We start from the raw sequence: 15,020 nt of genomic DNA on the forward strand, positions 1-15,020 counted from the left end.
GGGCTCACACCATCAGGGCCTCCGCCTGCGCCTTGAGGCGGCGCAGCGTGGTGTGCGTGCCGCTTCTGTTGGCGTCGGCGCGCTGGGCGGGAGTCGTCCCGGCCAGCAGAACACCGAGCAGGTCCGTCACCGCGCCACCCGGGCCGTGCCGCAGGTCTTCCCATGTCTCCGTCACCCGCGTGCCGTGGTCGCCGAGCTGTTCCAGCCGGTAGGTCCACTGCGCGATGGGCAGGCCGAGGATCGACACGTGGAAGGAGAACTCGACAGGCGGTCGGTGGGTGGTGACGCGGCAGATGGTGAACCACCGCCGTGCGCCACGGCGGTTGAAGCCGACGAACAGGGGCCCGGGGCGGCGGCGGGGGCGCAGCACCCACACACCGGAGCACTCGGGGCTCAGGTGACGCATCCGTTCCGGGTCGCTGATCAGCGGGAAGAGCGCGTCGGCGGGTGCGGCGACGACCAGGGACTGCTCCCCATGCCGGGTCCGTTCGCGTGCTCCGGTCATGAGGTGGCCTCCGGAGCGGGTGCTGAGGAGGCAGGACGCGCACCCGCGCTGACGCCGGGGCGCGGGCGCAGCCCGAGGATCACCGTGAGGACCACGGCGTAGGTGACGGGGACGAGCAGGGGTATCAGCCCGATGGTGCCGGCGTCCGTCGGGTGGAGGACGTGGTGGTGGCCGGGACCGTTCATCGCCTGCACGCGGAACTGCGGGTCGGTGAGGAAGGCGTGCAGCAGGGCGCTGATGCCCCAGGCGAGTGCCAGGCTCACGGCCGTCGCGGTGAACGGCGCCCGCCAGGAGCCGCGTCGCGTGCTCTTCCCGATCACCAGATGGGTCAGGGCGCCGGGGGCGACCCCCCACACCATGATCAGCCAGAGCGTCATCAGGGCCGTTTGCGCGGCGCCGTGTGCGGCGGACAGCAGGGCCTGGTGCCACAGGGCCAGGTTCAGCAGTACGGCGGCGGTGCACAGCCCGCACGCGGTGCGGGCCGGCGAGCCGGACCACGGCGTGGCCCGACCGGATGTGACGGCGTTCACCGAAAGACCTTGAGGCGGCACATCATCGCCGCCCCCGTGGCCGAGTTGAGATGGAAGCTCGCCAGCAGTCCGCCGAGCAGGGCGCCGGCGTACCCCTTGACCAGGAACAGCACCGGCATGTCCTGCGAACCCCAGTAGTTGAGGCCCACGTTGTGATCCAGGCTCCAGCACAGCGTCTGGCAGACGCCGTAGAGGACCGCCCCGCCGCCGGCGGTGGCGACGTAGGCGCTCCGGCTGCCCAGGGGGAGGCGCGAGGTGGTGAGAAACGTCAGAGCGCCCACCGCCGCGCCCATCCCGATGCCACAGAGCCCGAGCGTCCACACCATGCGCCACAACAGCGGGCCGTGGTCGGGAAAGAGGACGAGTCCCAGCACGAGGAACGCCGCCTCACCGACGAATCCGGTGAGGACGAAGACCTTGATGGTGTTCGCCGCGCGGGTCTCCACCGGGGAGGCCTCCGGCGATCGTACGGCGGCCGCGACGTCCTCGATGGGCGACGGGGCGCCGAGGCCGAGGACGTACAGCGTCGGCCCGAGGCCGTAGCGCCGCCCGGGCCGCTGTTCGACCAGGCCGGATGCGGCGAGCTCACCGAGGATGCGGTGGGCTGTGGGGCGGGGGATGCCCGTCTCGTGGGCCAGATCCAGCAGCCGACGGCCGCCGCCACCCTCGCGGGCCAGCGCGGTCAGCAGGGCGACGATTTTTCCCGTCACGCTGCCGCCGACCCGTGCCGGATCGGCGGGCCGGTTCTGCGGTGATCTCTCCATGACTCGCTCCTCCCCACCCTGTGTGCCGGTCGCTGGAAGTCCGGTGGATGGACTTCCCAGCGGAAAGTCGGGGTCTTCCGAGCCGGGGCACAGGTGACGGCATTGACGATACGTACCAGGTCAGCGTGTCATCACCGGAGTGAGGCCACGGGAGACATCCCGACGACGGCGGCTGCCGCGAAAGTCCACCGGACCGACTTCCCCGGAGGGCCGCCGCCCGCATCCCCGCGGCCGCGCCTCCGCTTCCTGCCACTCGAGCTCAAGGGAGAGCCATGACCACCAGCGTGATCCGAGAGGCACCCCACCGTGTCGAGGGGACGGTGGACGCCGACGGGGCGCCGGTCCGGTACGTCGACATCCGGCCCCAGGACGACGGGAACGGTCACGGAGCGGTGCGCCCGCCGATCGTCCTCGTGCACGGCACCGGCGGGAGCATCGAGCGTGACTACGGTTTCCTGCTTCCCCTGCTGGCCTCCCGCCAGCGCGTGGTCGCCCTCGACTTCGCCCTCCCGGTCCCGGCACCGGACCGGCTCCACCTCGATCACCTGGAACGGCAGGTCGTCGCGGTCTGCGAGAGCGTGCTGCCCGGCACCCCCGTCACACTCGTCGGCTACTCACTCGGCGCCGTCGTGGCCACGGCGGTGGCCGCACACCACACCGATCTGGTCACGCGCCTGGTGACGGTCGCGGGCTGGGCCAGGACCGACACCCAGCAGAGGCTGCGGAACGGCGTCTGGCGGCGACTGCGCGCGGAGCACTCCGCGGCCCTGCCCGCCTACATGGCGTTCTGCGCACTCGGCGGCCCGTTCCTCGCCCGGACGGACCTCGAACAGCTGGCGCCGCTGCTCTCCGACGCGGGCATGAGCGACTTCCTGGACTCCCAGATGGCTCTGAACGAGTCGATCGACATCACCCACCTGCTGGAGCGGGTACGCGCCACCACCCTGGTGATCGGCTGCACACACGACCAGATGGTGCCCGTCCGGCACAGCAAGGCCCTGTTCGGAACGATCCCGGACGCCCGCTACACCGAGATCGCCTCCGGGCACGCCGTCGTCTTCGAACGTCCGGCCCAACTGGTGCAGATCATCGACCGGTTCAACGACGACCCGAGCCGTTTTCCGGCCGGCTCGCTCATTCCCGAAGCCCGCGTCTGACCACCGAAGCCACCCTACGGAGACCTCCCATGAACCCTGACCGCGACACCACCACTGCGACGCACGCGCCCGGACACGCGCCCGGACACGCGGCCGAGCCGGCCGGGGACGAGGTCCGCGAGCGGGCCGACGTGCTCGTCATCGGGACCGGCTTCGCCGGCCTCGGCACCGCCACCCGGCTCAAGCGGCAGGGCCGGCACTCCTTCGTGGTCCTGGAACGGGCCGACGACGTCGGCGGCACCTGGCGCGACAACACCTACCCCGGAGCCGCCTGCGACGTCCCCTCCCATCTGTACTCCTTCTCCTTCCGGCCGAACCCCGACTGGTCACGCCTGTTCGCCAGGGGCCCGGAGATCCACCAGTACCTGCGCGACACCGCCCGGGACGAGGGGCTGCTGCCCCACATCCGCTTCGGAGCCGAGGTCACGCACGCCCGCTGGGACGCCGCGCAGCAGCACTGGGTCGTCACCACCACGCGCGGCGTCTTCGTCAGCCGGTTCCTGGTCACCGGAACCGGACATCTCAGTGATCACAGCCTCCCGGACATCCCCGGTCTGGACGGCTTCGACGGCCCGGTGTTCCACTCCGCCCGCTGGGACCACTCCACCCAGCTCGCCGGCAAGCGCGTCGCGGTGGTCGGCTCCGGAGCCAGCGCCGTGCAGATCGTCCCCGAGGTGGCCGAGGTCGCCGCCGAGGTCGTCGTCCTCCAGCGCAGCGCGCCGTACGTCGTCCCCCGCCCCGATCTCGCCTACACCGACTCCGAGAAGCGGGTCTTCCGCCGCGACCCCGAGGCCGTTCCGGCGCATCGCGCGGAGATCTTCTGGTACCTCGAAGCGGGTTACGCGGCCCGCCGGGCAGCCCCTCACCAGCTGGCCGAGGCCAAGTCCGCCGCCCGGTCCCATCTGGAGCGGCAGATCACCGACCCGGACCTGCGGGCCGCGCTCACCCCGGACTACGAGCTGGGGTGCAAACGCGTCCTCATCTCGGACACCTACTACCCGGCGCTCTCCCGCGACCACGTCCGGCTGGAGGCGTCGGCCCTCGCCCGGGTCGAACAGCGTACGGTCCTCGCGGCATCGGGCGCCCGTCACAGCGTGGACGCCATCGTGCTGTGCACGGGTTTCGAGACCGCCGAGCCCCCCTACGCCCACCTGGTCCACGACGGCGACGGCACATCCCTCGCGGAGCACTGGGCGCAGGGAATGGAAGCCTTCGCCTCCACCACGGTCGCCGGCTTCCCGAACCTCTTCATCGTCAACGGCCCCAACACCGGCCTGGGACACAACTCGATCGTCCACATCATCGAGGCGCAGATCGACTACCTCCTCGGTGCCATGGAGTGGAGCCGCAGGCATGGCGACCACACCGTCGAGGTGTCCGCCGCCGCCCAGCAGCAGTACACCGACGAGCTCGGCCGGCGCGGCGCGGGCAGCGTCTGGACCTCACAGGGCTGCAAGAGCTGGTACACCGACCCCCGGAGCGGCCGCCTGACGCTCATCTGGCCGGACTTCGCCGACGAGTTCCGCCACCGCAACGGCACCTTCGACCCCGCCCCCTACCTGCCGCCCGCCACGGCACACCGCCGGGCGGACGCGGGAGGCTCCCCGGCGCGTCCCGACGCCACCGACGCCACCCTCATCGACGTCCTCTGACCACCCGTACCGACCGACCCGACTCCACGACCCGGGGAGACCGATGCCTCAGCTGCGATCCGGCGGCGCGACACTCGCCTACACCGACACCGGCGTGCCCGGGGGCGTCCCCGATGCCCCCGCGGTGCTCTTCGGCCACGGCCTGATGTTCGGCGGCTGGATGTTCCGGTCGCAGATCGCCGCCCTGTGCGACACCTACCGGTGCATCAGCCTCGACTGGCGGGGGCAGGGCCGAAGCCCCCGCGCCCGCGACGGCTACGACATGGACACCCTCACCGAGGACGTCCTGAACCTCATGGACTCCCTCGGCACCGGTCCCGTGCACTACGTGGGCCTGTCCATGGGCGGGTTCGTCGGTATGCGCCTGGGCGCCCGCCACCCCCACGCGCTGAGATCGCTGTCCCTCCTCGCCACCACCGCGGACGGTCTGCGACCGGAGCGGGTGCGGCAGTTCCGGCAGTTCGCCGTCGTCCACCGCCTCGTCGGCCTCCGGCCGGTGCGGCGGCGGGCCGCGGCCCTCGCCCTCAGCCCCGGCTTTCCGCGCTCGCCGGCCGGCAGGCCGCTGCTCGCGGAGTGGGAACAGCGCGTACGCCGCGGCAGCCGCACCGGCCTCGCCCGCGCCGCACGGGCCGTGGCCGACCACCCCCCGGTGGCGGACGAGCTCCACCGGATCACGGCCCCGACGCTCGTCCTGGTCGGCGCCGAGGACGTCTCCACACCCCCGGCCGACGCCGAGGCGATCGCCGCCCGCGTGGCGGGCGCCCGCCTCAGGGCCATCGTCGGGGCAGGCCACACCCCGACGCTGGAGCAGCCCGCCGCGGTCAGCCTGCACCTGAGGGAGTTCCTCACCGAGGTCGACCGGCACCAGCAGCGGCCCTGAGCTTTCCGGCCACCGCTATAAGCTGGTCGGATGCGACGGACGTCCTTCGAGAACTGGCCCTGCTCGGTCGCCCGGACCACCGATCTGCTGGGCGACTGGTGGACCCCCCTCGTGCTGCGCGAGGCGTTCTACGGAACCCGGCGCTTCGAGGACTTCCAGAGCGAGCTCGGCATCGCCCGCGCGACCCTCACCGAACGGCTCCGCCGACTCGTCGAGCTCGACATCATGGAGAGGCGGCCCTACCAGGACCAACCCCTGCGCCACGAGTACCTCCTGACCGAGAAGGGCGAGGACTTCTTCGGCGTACTCATGGCCATCGTGGCCTGGGGCGACCGCTGGCTCGCCGACGCGGCCGGCCCGCCCGTGCTCTTCGAGCACCGGCCGTGCGGCCGTCACACCCACGCCCAAGTGGTCTGCGACTCCTGCGGTCGACCGCTGCACCCCTCTGACGTCCGTCCGCGGTTCGGGCCGGGCTACCCGGCCGACCGAGCCGCGCTCCCACGAGCCCAGCAGCGCTACACCGGCCCTTGATCAGCAGGGATCCGGAGGGCGACCGCAGACGTGCAGGAGGAGAGCGTGCTGTTTAATTGCGTGTTGTTCGCAATAACAGCCGATCTTGAATAGGGATGTGCAGAGTATGACGGCCCGATCGATACGGGGGGCGGTCGCCGCCACGCTGGTGACCGCACTGTCCCTGACCGCGGCAGCCTGCTCCAACCCGGACAGCCCCAGGAGCGGCTCCGGAACCGGGACCACCTCGGCCGTCGTCGGCATCGCCTACGAGCCCGACAGCCTGAGCCCGCTGCTCGGCTACGGCAAGGACGGCAACTCCAAGATCTTCGACGGGCTGCTCGCTCTCGACGCGGACATGAAGCTCCGTCCCGCCCTCGCCGCCGCGCTCCCCGAGGTCAGCGCCGACGGACTGACGTACACGTACAAGCTGCGCCAGGGCGTGAAGTTCAGCGACGGCAAGGCGTTCGGCGCCAAGGACGTCGTCTTCACCTACCGCACCGTCCTGGACGAGAAGACCAACAACCCCTCCCGCACCGAGCTGGACGCCGTCAAGGACGTCACGGCGAAGGGCGAGGACACCGTCGTCTTCACCCTCAAGTACCCCTACGCGCCCTTCGCCCAGCGCACCGTCCTGCCCATCGCCCCGGAGCACATCGCCGGCAGGCAGGACGTCAACACCGGCGCCTTCACCACCCGCCCCGTCGGCACCGGACCGTACGTCCTCACCCAGTGGTCCAAGGGCGAGAAGCTCAGCTTCACCGCCAACCCCCATTACTGGGGTGGCGAGCCCGAGGTGAAGAAGTTCACCATGGCGATCATCAAGGACGACGACGTACGCGCCACCCGGCTGCGCTCCGGCGACCTGGACGGCGCGATCCTGCCGCCCAACCTGGCCAAGGGCTTCGCCGACGACAAGGGCAGGAAGACGTACGCCGCGAACAGCTACGACTACCGCACGGTGACGCTGCCCACGCACAACAAGGTCGCCGGCGACACCGCCGTGCGCCGCGCCCTCGATGTGGCGGTGGACCGGCAGACCATGGTCGACGCCATCCTCAACGGCAGCGGCAAGCCTGCCTACGGGCCGGTCCCGACCGACAGCGAGTGGTTCACCAAGGGCACCGAGCGCACCCACGACCTCGCCACCGCGAAGAAGATCCTGGACGAGGCCGGCTGGAAGCCCGGCAAGGACGGCGTCCGGGTCAAGGACGGGGTGCGCGCCACGTTCCCCCTCTGGTACCTCAGCGGCGACAAGCTCCGCCAGGAGCACGCCCTCGCCTACGCCTCCGACGCCAAGAAGGCGGGCATCGACATCCGCACCGAGGCCGGGACCTGGGAGGTCATCCAGCCCCGGATGAAGCACGACGCCGTGCTCGCCGGCGGCGGCTCGCCCGCCGACCCCGACTTCGACCAGTACACCCTGCTGAAGTCCTCCCTCGCGGGCGACGGCTTCAACAACATGGCCTGGTACGACAACAAGGCCGTCGACACCGCGATCGAGGCGGGCCGCAGGAGCGGCGACAAGGCCGAACGCGAGAAGGCGTACGACACCGTCCAGCGCGAGCTGGTGAAGAACCCGGGCTACACCTTCCTCACCCACATCGACCACCTCTACGTCGTCGACGACCGCTTCGGCCCCCTCACCACCCAGGTCGAGCCGCACGACCACGGACTGGCCTCCGGCCCCTGGTGGAACGTCGAGAAGTGGAAGACCGCAGGCACGGGAGACGCGAAGAAGTGAGCCACCGCCTCCCCTGGGGGCCGATGGCACGGATGGCGGGACGGCGGGCCCTGTTCGCCGTCCCGGTCCTCCTCACCGTCACCTTCGGCGTCTTCGCCGTCGCCGCCGCATCCCCCTTCGACCCCGTCAAGGCGTACGCGGGCACCGCCGGCCTCACCGCCTCCCAGGAGAACCTGGACCAGCTCCGGGCCAACCTCGGCGTCGACCAGCCGCTCGTCACCCGCTGGTGGAACTGGCTGACCTCGGCGCTCCAGGGCGACCTCGGCGACTCCAGCGTGATGCGTCAGCCGGTCGCCGACGTGATCACCGAACGCATGGGCTGGTCCGTCCTGCTCGCCGCCTCCGCCTTCCTGATCGCTATCCTGCTCGGCACCTCACTCGGCGTCCTCGCCGCCCGCAGGCCCGGCGGCTGGCTCGACCGGGGCGTCAGCTCCGCCGCGTACACCCTGGAAGCCGCTCCCGCCTTCTGGCTCGGCCTCCTCGCCATCTGGCTCTTCGCCCTGAAGCTGGACATCCTCCCGGCCGGCGGGCTCACCGACGCCGCCAGCGAGACCATCACCTTCGGCCAGGTCGCCTCCCACCTCGTCCTGCCGGCAGCCGTCCTCGGGGTCTCCCAGCTGCCGTGGTTCTTCCTCTACGTACGCCAAGGGGTCACCGACGCACTCGCCGAGGACCCCGTGCGCGGGGCGCGCGCCCGCGGTCTGAGCGAGCGCACGGTCCTCCTCGGCCACGCCCTGCGCTCCGGGATGCTGCCGATGCTCACCCTGATCGGCTCCCGCGTCCCCGAACTCATCACCGGCGCGCTCCTCATCGAGACGGTCTTCAGCTGGCCCGGCATCGCCGCCGCCACCGTGGAGGCCGCCACCTCGGTCGACTTCTCCCTGCTCGCCGCGCTCACGGTGCTCGCCACCGCCGCCGTCCTGCTGGGCAACCTCCTCTCCGACCTGCTCTACGGGCTCGCCGACCCCCGGGTGGCCTTCGATGGCTGAGACCGCGCTCGCCCTGCCGAGCCGCACCACCCGCCGCGTCCGGGTCGCCACCTCCGTGACCGTCGTCGCCGCGGTCGCACTCGCCGTCCTGATCGTCCCGCCGCTGGCCCAGCTCGACCAGCAGGCCGTCGACCTCTCCAACAAGCTCCACCCGCCGTCCTGGGCGCACCCCTTCGGCACCGACGACGTCGGGCGCGATCTGCTGCTGCGCTGCGTCTACGGGCTCCGCGTCTCGCTGCTGGTCGGGCTGGTCGCGGCCCTCACCGCGACCGTCATCGGCACGGCGATCGGCGCGCTCGCCGCGGCGTTCGGCGGCTGGACCGACCGGATCGTGATGCGGCTGGTGGACACCTTCTCCTCGGTGCCGCACCTGCTGCTCGGGATCTTCATCGTGGCGATGTTCCGGCCCGGCGTCTGGCCGGTGATCATCTCGGTGGCGCTCACCCACTGGCTCTCCACCGCCCGGATCGTCCGCTCCGAAGTGCTCTCGCTGCGCTCGCGCCCCTTCATCGACGCGGCGGTCTCCGGCGGTGCGTCCCGGGGCCGGGTCATCGTGCGGCACCTGCTCCCCGGGGTGCTGCCGCAGGCCGGTCTCGCGGCGGTCCTCATGGTGCCGCACGCCATGTGGCACGAGTCCGCGCTCTCCTTCCTCGGGCTCGGACTCCCCGCCCACCAGGCCAGTCTCGGCAACCTCGTCCAGTCCGCGCGTGGTTCGCTGCTCGCGGGGGACTGGTGGCCGACGCTCTTCCCCGGCCTCTTCCTGATCATTCCGACCCTCGCCCTGGCGGGCCTGGCCGGGGCCTGGCGGGACCGGATCAACCCGCGCCGGAAATCGGAGCTGATGCTGTGACCCGCGACCACGCCGTCCTCGACGTCCAGGACCTCTCCGTACGCTTCCGGATGCGCGGCGGCCGGGACATCGCCGCCGTCACGGACGCCCGGTTCTCCGTCGCGCCGGGGGAGTGCCTCGCCCTGGTCGGCGAGAGCGGCTGCGGCAAGTCGGTGCTCGCCTCCGCGCTGCTCGGCCTGCTCCCGGCCAACGCGCAGACCACCGGCAGTGCGGTGCTCGGCGGGGACATCGACCTGCTGACGGCGGGCGAGCGGACCCTCGCCCGTACGGTACGGGGACGGCGCATCGGACTCGTACCGCAGAGCCCCGCCGCCCACCTCACCCCCGTACGCACCGTCCGCGCCCAGCTGGAGGAGACCCTGCGCGAGCTGACCGGGGTGCGCGGGTCCGCCGCCGTACGGGCCGCGGCGGGGGAGGCCGCCGCCCGGGCCTCGTTCCCGGCCGACCACCTCGACCGCTACCCGCACCAACTCTCCGGCGGTCTCGCCCAGCGCGCCGCCACCGCGCTCGCCCTGATCGGCGACGCCCCGCTGCTGCTCGCGGACGAGCCGACCACCGGACTGGACCGGGACCTGGTCGAGCGGACCGTGGACGAACTGCGCCGCCACACCGACGAGGGCCGGGCGCTGCTGATCATCACCCACGACCTGGCGGCGGCCGAACGGATCGCGGACCGGGTCGCCGTGATGTACGCGGGCCGGATCGTCGAGATCGCCGACGCGGGCCCCTTCTTCGGCGCGCCCGGGCCCCGCCACCCGTACGCCAAGGGCCTGCTCGACGCCCTGCCCGAGCGGGACTTCGCCCCTATCCCCGGCATGCCGCCCGAGCTCGGCGCGCTCCCCGACGGCTGCGCCTTCGCCGCCCGGTGCGCCCGCGCCGACGCCCGCTGCACCGCCGAACGCCCGGCCTTCGACGACGCACTCGCCTGCCACCACGGGCTGACCGGCCGCGCGCACTCCCTCACGAAGGAGGCCGCCGATGCTTGAGCTGACCGGTATCACCGCCGGGTACGACCACCGCGCCCCGGTCGTCCGCGACGTCTCCCTGAGCGTCGGGCCCGGCGAGGCGGTGGGACTCCTGGGCCCCAGCGGCTGCGGCAAGTCCACCCTGGCCAAGGTCGCCGCCCTCCTGCACCGCCCGGACGCCGGAACCATGACCCTCGACGGCACGGTCGTACGCGGCTGGCGGCACCGCGCCCCGCGGGAGCAGCGCACAGCCGTGGGCGTCGTGTTCCAGCAGCCCCGGCTCTCCGCCGACCCCCGCCTCAGCCTGCGCGAACTGATCGCCCAGCCGCTGCGGGCCACCGGCCGCCGCCGCGAGGTCACCGCGCGGCTGGCGGAGCTCGCCCCGCTGGTCGGCCTCTCCGAGGAGCTGCTGGAGCGCCGCCCGCACGCGGTGAGCGACGGGCAGCTCCAGCGGGCCTGCCTGGCACGCGCCCTCGTGCTGCGGCCGAGGCTGCTGATCTGCGACGAGATGACGGCGATGCTCGACGCTTCGACGACCGCCGCGCTGGTCGCGGTGGTGGAGACCTACCGCGCGGAGTCCGGAGCCGCCCTGCTGGCCGTCGGCCACGACCGGGTCCTCCTGGAGCGCTGGTGCGACCGGACGGTCCGCTGGGGCGAGCGGAGCGTGGAGAGCGCCCCGGTGGGGTGACCGGGAGGGGCAGGGGAACGGCAGGCGCGGAGCAGTCGACGTGCGGAGGGCCACGGCCTCAACAAATGGCAGGTACCTGACGAAGTCGCCGCGCGCGGCCCCATACTCGTCGCGTCCGGCCCACCTCGGGCCCTCCGCCCGGCCGACCGCTCAGGGAGTCCCCTCATGACAGCCCCGACAACCCCGACAGCCCCGACAACCCCGCCAGCGCCGACAGGCCCTTCAGGCCCGACAGCGCCTTCAGCCCGGCCGCCCTCTTCAGCGCCTTCAGCCCCGTCGGCCCCCACCCGCCGTCGGGCCCTCACCGTCACCCTCGCCACCGCCGCCGCGGTGATCGCCGCACCCGCCACGGTGGCCGCCGCGTCCCCGGCCACGGCGTCCCCAGCCACCACCCCCCGGCCGCCCCGCCCGCGCCCCCTGCGCCACGCCCACGCGCACAACGACTACCTGCACCCGCAGCCCCTCCACGACGCCCTCGCGCACGGTTTCACCAGCGTCGAGGCGGACATCTTCCTCGTCGCCGGCGAGCTGCTCGTCGCCCACGACCCGGCCGGGCTCGACCCGCGACGGACCCTCGCCGGTCTCTACCTCGAACCGTTACGCGCTCTGGCCCGCGCCGGACACGGCAGCGTGTACCCGCACCACCGCCGGTCTCTGAACTCCTCATCGACATCAAGGCCGACGGCGTCGCCGCCTACCGCGAACTCGACCGGCAACTGGGCCGCTACCGCACCCTGTTCACCCGCTACCACCACGGCCGCGTCCGCCCGGGAGCCGTCACCGCCGTCATCTCCGGCGACCGCGCCGCCCGCGTCCCGATGGAGGCCCAGCGCACCCGCCTCGCCTTCTACGACGGCCGCCTCGACGACCTCGGTACCGGGTCGCCCGCCTCGTTCACGCCGCTGATCAGCGCTAACTGGACCCAGACCTTCGGCTGGCTCGGTGCCGGCCCCTTCCCGCGCGCCGAGCGCGACCGGCTCCGCACCCTCGTCGCCACCGCCCACCGCGAGGGCCGCCGCATCCGCTTCTGGGCCACCCCCGACCTGCCGGGGCCCGAGCGTGAGGCCGTCTGGAGCGAGCTCCTGGCCGCCGGGGTCGACCACCTCAACACCGACGACCTGACCGGGCTCGAACGCTTCCTCCGTGCTCGTACGAACGTTCCCAGGGTTTTGTAACGCGCCACAGACGGGCCGTACCCGTTCGGCGGACACGCCAGTGCGCCGAACGGCCGCCCCGCTGCGCCACACTGGCGGCCGAAAGCCGCAAATCCGGCGCGGCGGAGGAGGCTGGCCATGGTCATTTCGATCTCACTGGTGGTGCTGCTGACGATCCTGGCGGTGATCTTCCTCCGCAACGGCGGGCTGAAGCTCTCGCACGCGATCGTCTGTGCCCTGCTGGGCTTCCTGCTGGCCAGTACGAGCATGGCGCCGACCATCCACGACGGAATCGGCGCCACCGCCAACCTGGTCAGCGGCCTGCACCCCTGACCTGTTCCTTTCGGGACCGTCCGCGCGGCGCCCGGCGATCCCGCACAATGGTCAGATGTCTTTCCCGCCTCCCGGACGGCACTCGGGCGCCGCCCACCACGAGTACTGCAACACCGGCCTCTGCTGCCGGTGCCAGATGCGTACCTGGACCACCAAGGCGGGCAACGAACGGCTCTGCGGGCCGTGCGCGGCCTGCTGTCAGGAGTGCGGCCGCGCGCCGGCGCCGCACCTCGACGGGCTCGACGGCGGCCTGTGCGCCGAGTGCCGAGGCCTCTGCGGCCGGTGCCACGCCCATAAACGGCCCGACGGAACCTGCGCCTGCGACCGCTGGCGGGAGAACGCCAAGAGCAACCCGCGCGGCTACGTCCTCCAGGCGCTGCCGCAGCAGCTCCTCCAGGCGCTCGGCGGCCGGGTCCCGAGCACTGTCCACGACATGATCCACGACGAGCTCGGCCGCAACCGCAGTGCCGGTGTCCTCCGCGAGCGCATCGAACGCCGCTGGAACCTGCGCTGGGCCCACGCCCTCAACGAGAAGGACGAGGACGGCCGCCGCCGCTGGAGCGCCCAGGACATCGCCGAGCATCTGCTGATGCCCGGCTCCTGCTCCGACCCGGAGTGCGAGGACGGCTACCTCGCCACCACCGATGCTCCGTGCACCCGCTGCCGGCAGCCGCTGCACCGGTTCGTCACGTCCGTGGCCGACCACACCGCGACCCCGGAGCACGCCCACGCGGCGGCGGCCCGGATCCGCCGGGCGATGCTGGAGAACCGCTCGCACAGGAAGCCCCCGCCGCGCTGAGCGGGCGCGCCGGGCGTCCGCGCCGTCCGCGCCGGGTGGGCGCACCGCCGTGCGTTGCGGCGCGTTGCCGCACGTGACGCGGTGTTGCGGCGGTGTGTCGTACCCGCGAAACCCTCCCACTTAGCATGGACACTTCAAGGGGTGCGTCCTGACGTCGGGCGGCGGCGCGACCTCCCGTCCGTAACCAAGGAGCCCGATGTCCCCGCCGTACCGCCGTGCGCTCAGCCGCGTCCTGGTCCTGACGCTCGCCGCCACCTCCGTCACCCTTCTGGGGCCCGCCGCCCCCGCGGTGGCCGACGACATCCCCAAGGCTCCCGGTCACCGCCTGGTCGGCGACTACCAGGGCGCGCCCGCCACCGCCGCCCCGGTCGCCGGCCAAGCGCCCCCGCAGCACCCCTACCTCGCCCCCGACGGCCGCAGCGGCATGCACGCGGACGCGGCGGGCAGCGGCCGGATCTGGTGGGTCACCCGGCTCGGCCGGGTCGGCACGGTCGACCCGCGGACCTCCGTCATCCGCTCCGTCCGGCTGGCCGGGGAGGAGATCCAGAACTCCTTCTCCGTGGCCCGGGACGGGGTCTCCCTCGTCTCCGACCACGCCCTGTACAGCTTCACCGCCACCCCCGACGGCACCCCGCGCGTCCAGTGGCGCCAGACCTACGACCGGGGCACCGGTACCAAGCCGGGCTCGGTGAACCAGGGTTCGGGGAAGCAGCGGCTGCGACACCGTGTGGGAGAGCGCCGTCCGCTCACCCTCCACGGTGCCCAAGCTCTCCACCGCCAACGGGCTGCTCTACTTCTATGAGAAGGAGCCCAACGTCCTCGGCGTCGACGCCTGGTACCTCACCGCCGTCGACTTCCGTACGGGCGAACGCCGATGGCGCAAACTCACCGGCACCGGGCCCTCCTACGACAACAACTGGGCGCCCATCACCATCGGCCCGGACGGCACGGCGTACGCCGGGGTCTTCAACGGCATCGTGGCGGTGCGCGACACCGGCTGAGGCACCGAGCGGGACGTCGGCGACGCACAGAAGCGCACACCACCGCACGTGGTGACCGGCACACACGGCCTATGCTCGCGGCCATGGAGCAACGGGAAGTCGTGAAGCGCGTGATCGGCATCCTCACAGAGGCGCGCGAAATGCAGCGCCTGCTGGAGGCGGACCTCGAACGGGAAGATCTGGACGCGGGAGCGGGTGCCGTCACCGCCCTGTTGAACGAGACGATGCCCCACATCGCCATCCCCGACGACTTCTCCGTCGAGGAGGTGGTGACCGTGGTCGGGCGCGAGGTCGGCGGCGCCGTCGAGCAGCTGGTGAGCGCCTTCACCCTCGCCTTCACGATGCTGGCGCAGGTGCACGACTCCGGGCAGACGGACGTCTCCTCGGCCGATGTCCTCCAGGACCTGGCCCTGCGGGTCGAGGCCGGCGGCCCCGAGGACGAGGGCGAGGGCCCGGTGCTCTGACCCCCGGTCGTCCGCCTCCTGCGTTCTGCGGTATG

General features: G+C 72.5%; 15 protein-coding genes and 2 pseudogenes. 14 read left to right on the forward strand and 3 right to left on the reverse strand.

Annotated features, from left to right (window positions below):
* Positions 1–4: 4 nt before the first annotated feature.
* The 3 genes from ACIQAK_RS18750 to ACIQAK_RS18760 are packed head-to-tail and all read right to left on the reverse strand — an operon-like array spanning position 5 to position 1,799.
* Positions 5–505, reverse strand: coding sequence for an SRPBCC family protein (locus tag ACIQAK_RS18750; protein ID WP_366389161.1), 501 nt, complete (start codon positions 503–505; stop codon positions 5–7).
* Positions 502–1,035 (reverse strand): hypothetical protein, encoded by a 534-nt coding sequence (locus ACIQAK_RS18755; RefSeq protein WP_366389160.1) that lies wholly within the window; start codon positions 1,033–1,035, stop codon positions 502–504. The genes ACIQAK_RS18750 and ACIQAK_RS18755 overlap by 4 nt, the downstream gene beginning before the upstream one ends.
* On the reverse strand, positions 1,032–1,799 hold the full coding sequence (locus ACIQAK_RS18760; protein WP_366389159.1) for a helix-turn-helix domain-containing protein: 768 nt from the start codon (positions 1,797–1,799) through the stop codon (positions 1,032–1,034). Before ACIQAK_RS18760 ends, ACIQAK_RS18755 begins: the two co-directional genes overlap by 4 nt.
* A 272-nt stretch (positions 1,800–2,071) precedes the next feature.
* Here ACIQAK_RS18760 and ACIQAK_RS18765 point away from each other — a divergent pair, with 272 nt between their 5' ends.
* The 14 genes and pseudogenes from ACIQAK_RS18765 (at position 2,072) to ACIQAK_RS18830 (ending at position 14,985) form a co-directional block, all read left to right on the forward strand.
* Complete coding sequence (locus ACIQAK_RS18765) at positions 2,072–2,956, forward strand: alpha/beta hydrolase (RefSeq protein ID WP_366389158.1); 885 nt, start codon at positions 2,072–2,074, stop codon at positions 2,954–2,956.
* A 29-nt stretch (positions 2,957–2,985) separates the two neighbouring features.
* A complete protein-coding gene (locus ACIQAK_RS18770; RefSeq protein WP_366389157.1) occupies positions 2,986–4,608 on the forward strand; it encodes an NAD(P)/FAD-dependent oxidoreductase in 1,623 nt (540 codons plus the stop codon).
* Positions 4,609–4,651: 43 nt separating this feature from the next.
* Positions 4,652–5,488: an alpha/beta fold hydrolase gene (locus tag ACIQAK_RS18775; RefSeq protein WP_366389156.1), complete on the forward strand. Its 837-nt coding sequence runs from the start codon at positions 4,652–4,654 to the stop codon at positions 5,486–5,488.
* Between the two features lie 30 nt (positions 5,489–5,518).
* The gene (locus ACIQAK_RS18780) at positions 5,519–6,019 is read left to right on the forward strand and encodes a helix-turn-helix domain-containing protein (RefSeq protein ID WP_366389155.1); all 501 of its coding nucleotides are present in this window, start codon (positions 5,519–5,521) and stop codon (positions 6,017–6,019) included.
* Between the two features lie 106 nt (positions 6,020–6,125).
* Positions 6,126–7,742: an ABC transporter substrate-binding protein gene (locus tag ACIQAK_RS18785; protein WP_366389154.1), complete on the forward strand. Its 1,617-nt coding sequence runs from the start codon at positions 6,126–6,128 to the stop codon at positions 7,740–7,742.
* Positions 7,743–7,765: 23 nt separating this feature from the next.
* A complete protein-coding gene (locus ACIQAK_RS18790; RefSeq protein ID WP_366389352.1) occupies positions 7,766–8,731 on the forward strand; it encodes an ABC transporter permease in 966 nt (321 codons plus the stop codon).
* Positions 8,724–9,581: an ABC transporter permease gene (locus tag ACIQAK_RS18795; RefSeq protein WP_366389153.1), complete on the forward strand. Its 858-nt coding sequence runs from the start codon at positions 8,724–8,726 to the stop codon at positions 9,579–9,581. Before ACIQAK_RS18790 ends, ACIQAK_RS18795 begins: the two co-directional genes overlap by 8 nt.
* 50 nt (positions 9,582–9,631) lie before the next feature.
* A complete protein-coding gene (locus tag ACIQAK_RS18800; RefSeq protein ID WP_366389351.1) occupies positions 9,632–10,567 on the forward strand; it encodes an ABC transporter ATP-binding protein in 936 nt (311 codons plus the stop codon).
* The gene (locus tag ACIQAK_RS18805; protein ID WP_366389152.1) at positions 10,560–11,234 is read left to right on the forward strand and encodes an ATP-binding cassette domain-containing protein; all 675 of its coding nucleotides are present in this window, start codon (positions 10,560–10,562) and stop codon (positions 11,232–11,234) included. The genes ACIQAK_RS18800 and ACIQAK_RS18805 overlap by 8 nt, the downstream gene beginning before the upstream one ends.
* A gap of 330 nt (positions 11,235–11,564) precedes the next feature.
* Positions 11,565–12,409: pseudogene (locus ACIQAK_RS18810) on the forward strand (phosphatidylinositol-specific phospholipase C/glycerophosphodiester phosphodiesterase family protein).
* Positions 12,410–12,526: 117 nt separating this feature from the next.
* The gene (locus ACIQAK_RS18815; protein WP_018512925.1) at positions 12,527–12,721 is read left to right on the forward strand and encodes a hypothetical protein; all 195 of its coding nucleotides are present in this window, start codon (positions 12,527–12,529) and stop codon (positions 12,719–12,721) included.
* Between the two features lie 55 nt (positions 12,722–12,776).
* Entirely contained in the window at positions 12,777–13,520 is a 744-nt protein-coding gene (locus ACIQAK_RS18820) for a hypothetical protein (protein ID WP_366389151.1), read from the forward strand.
* A 196-nt stretch (positions 13,521–13,716) separates the two neighbouring features.
* A pseudogene (locus ACIQAK_RS18825) lies at positions 13,717–14,521 on the forward strand (hypothetical protein).
* A 71-nt stretch (positions 14,522–14,592) separates the two neighbouring features.
* The gene (locus ACIQAK_RS18830) at positions 14,593–14,985 is read left to right on the forward strand and encodes a hypothetical protein (RefSeq protein ID WP_366389150.1); all 393 of its coding nucleotides are present in this window, start codon (positions 14,593–14,595) and stop codon (positions 14,983–14,985) included.
* The last annotated feature ends 35 nt before the right edge of the window (positions 14,986–15,020 follow it).

This window comes from Streptomyces sp. NPDC088706 (genome assembly GCF_044752765.1).
Lineage (GTDB): Bacteria > Actinomycetota > Actinomycetes > Streptomycetales > Streptomycetaceae > Streptomyces.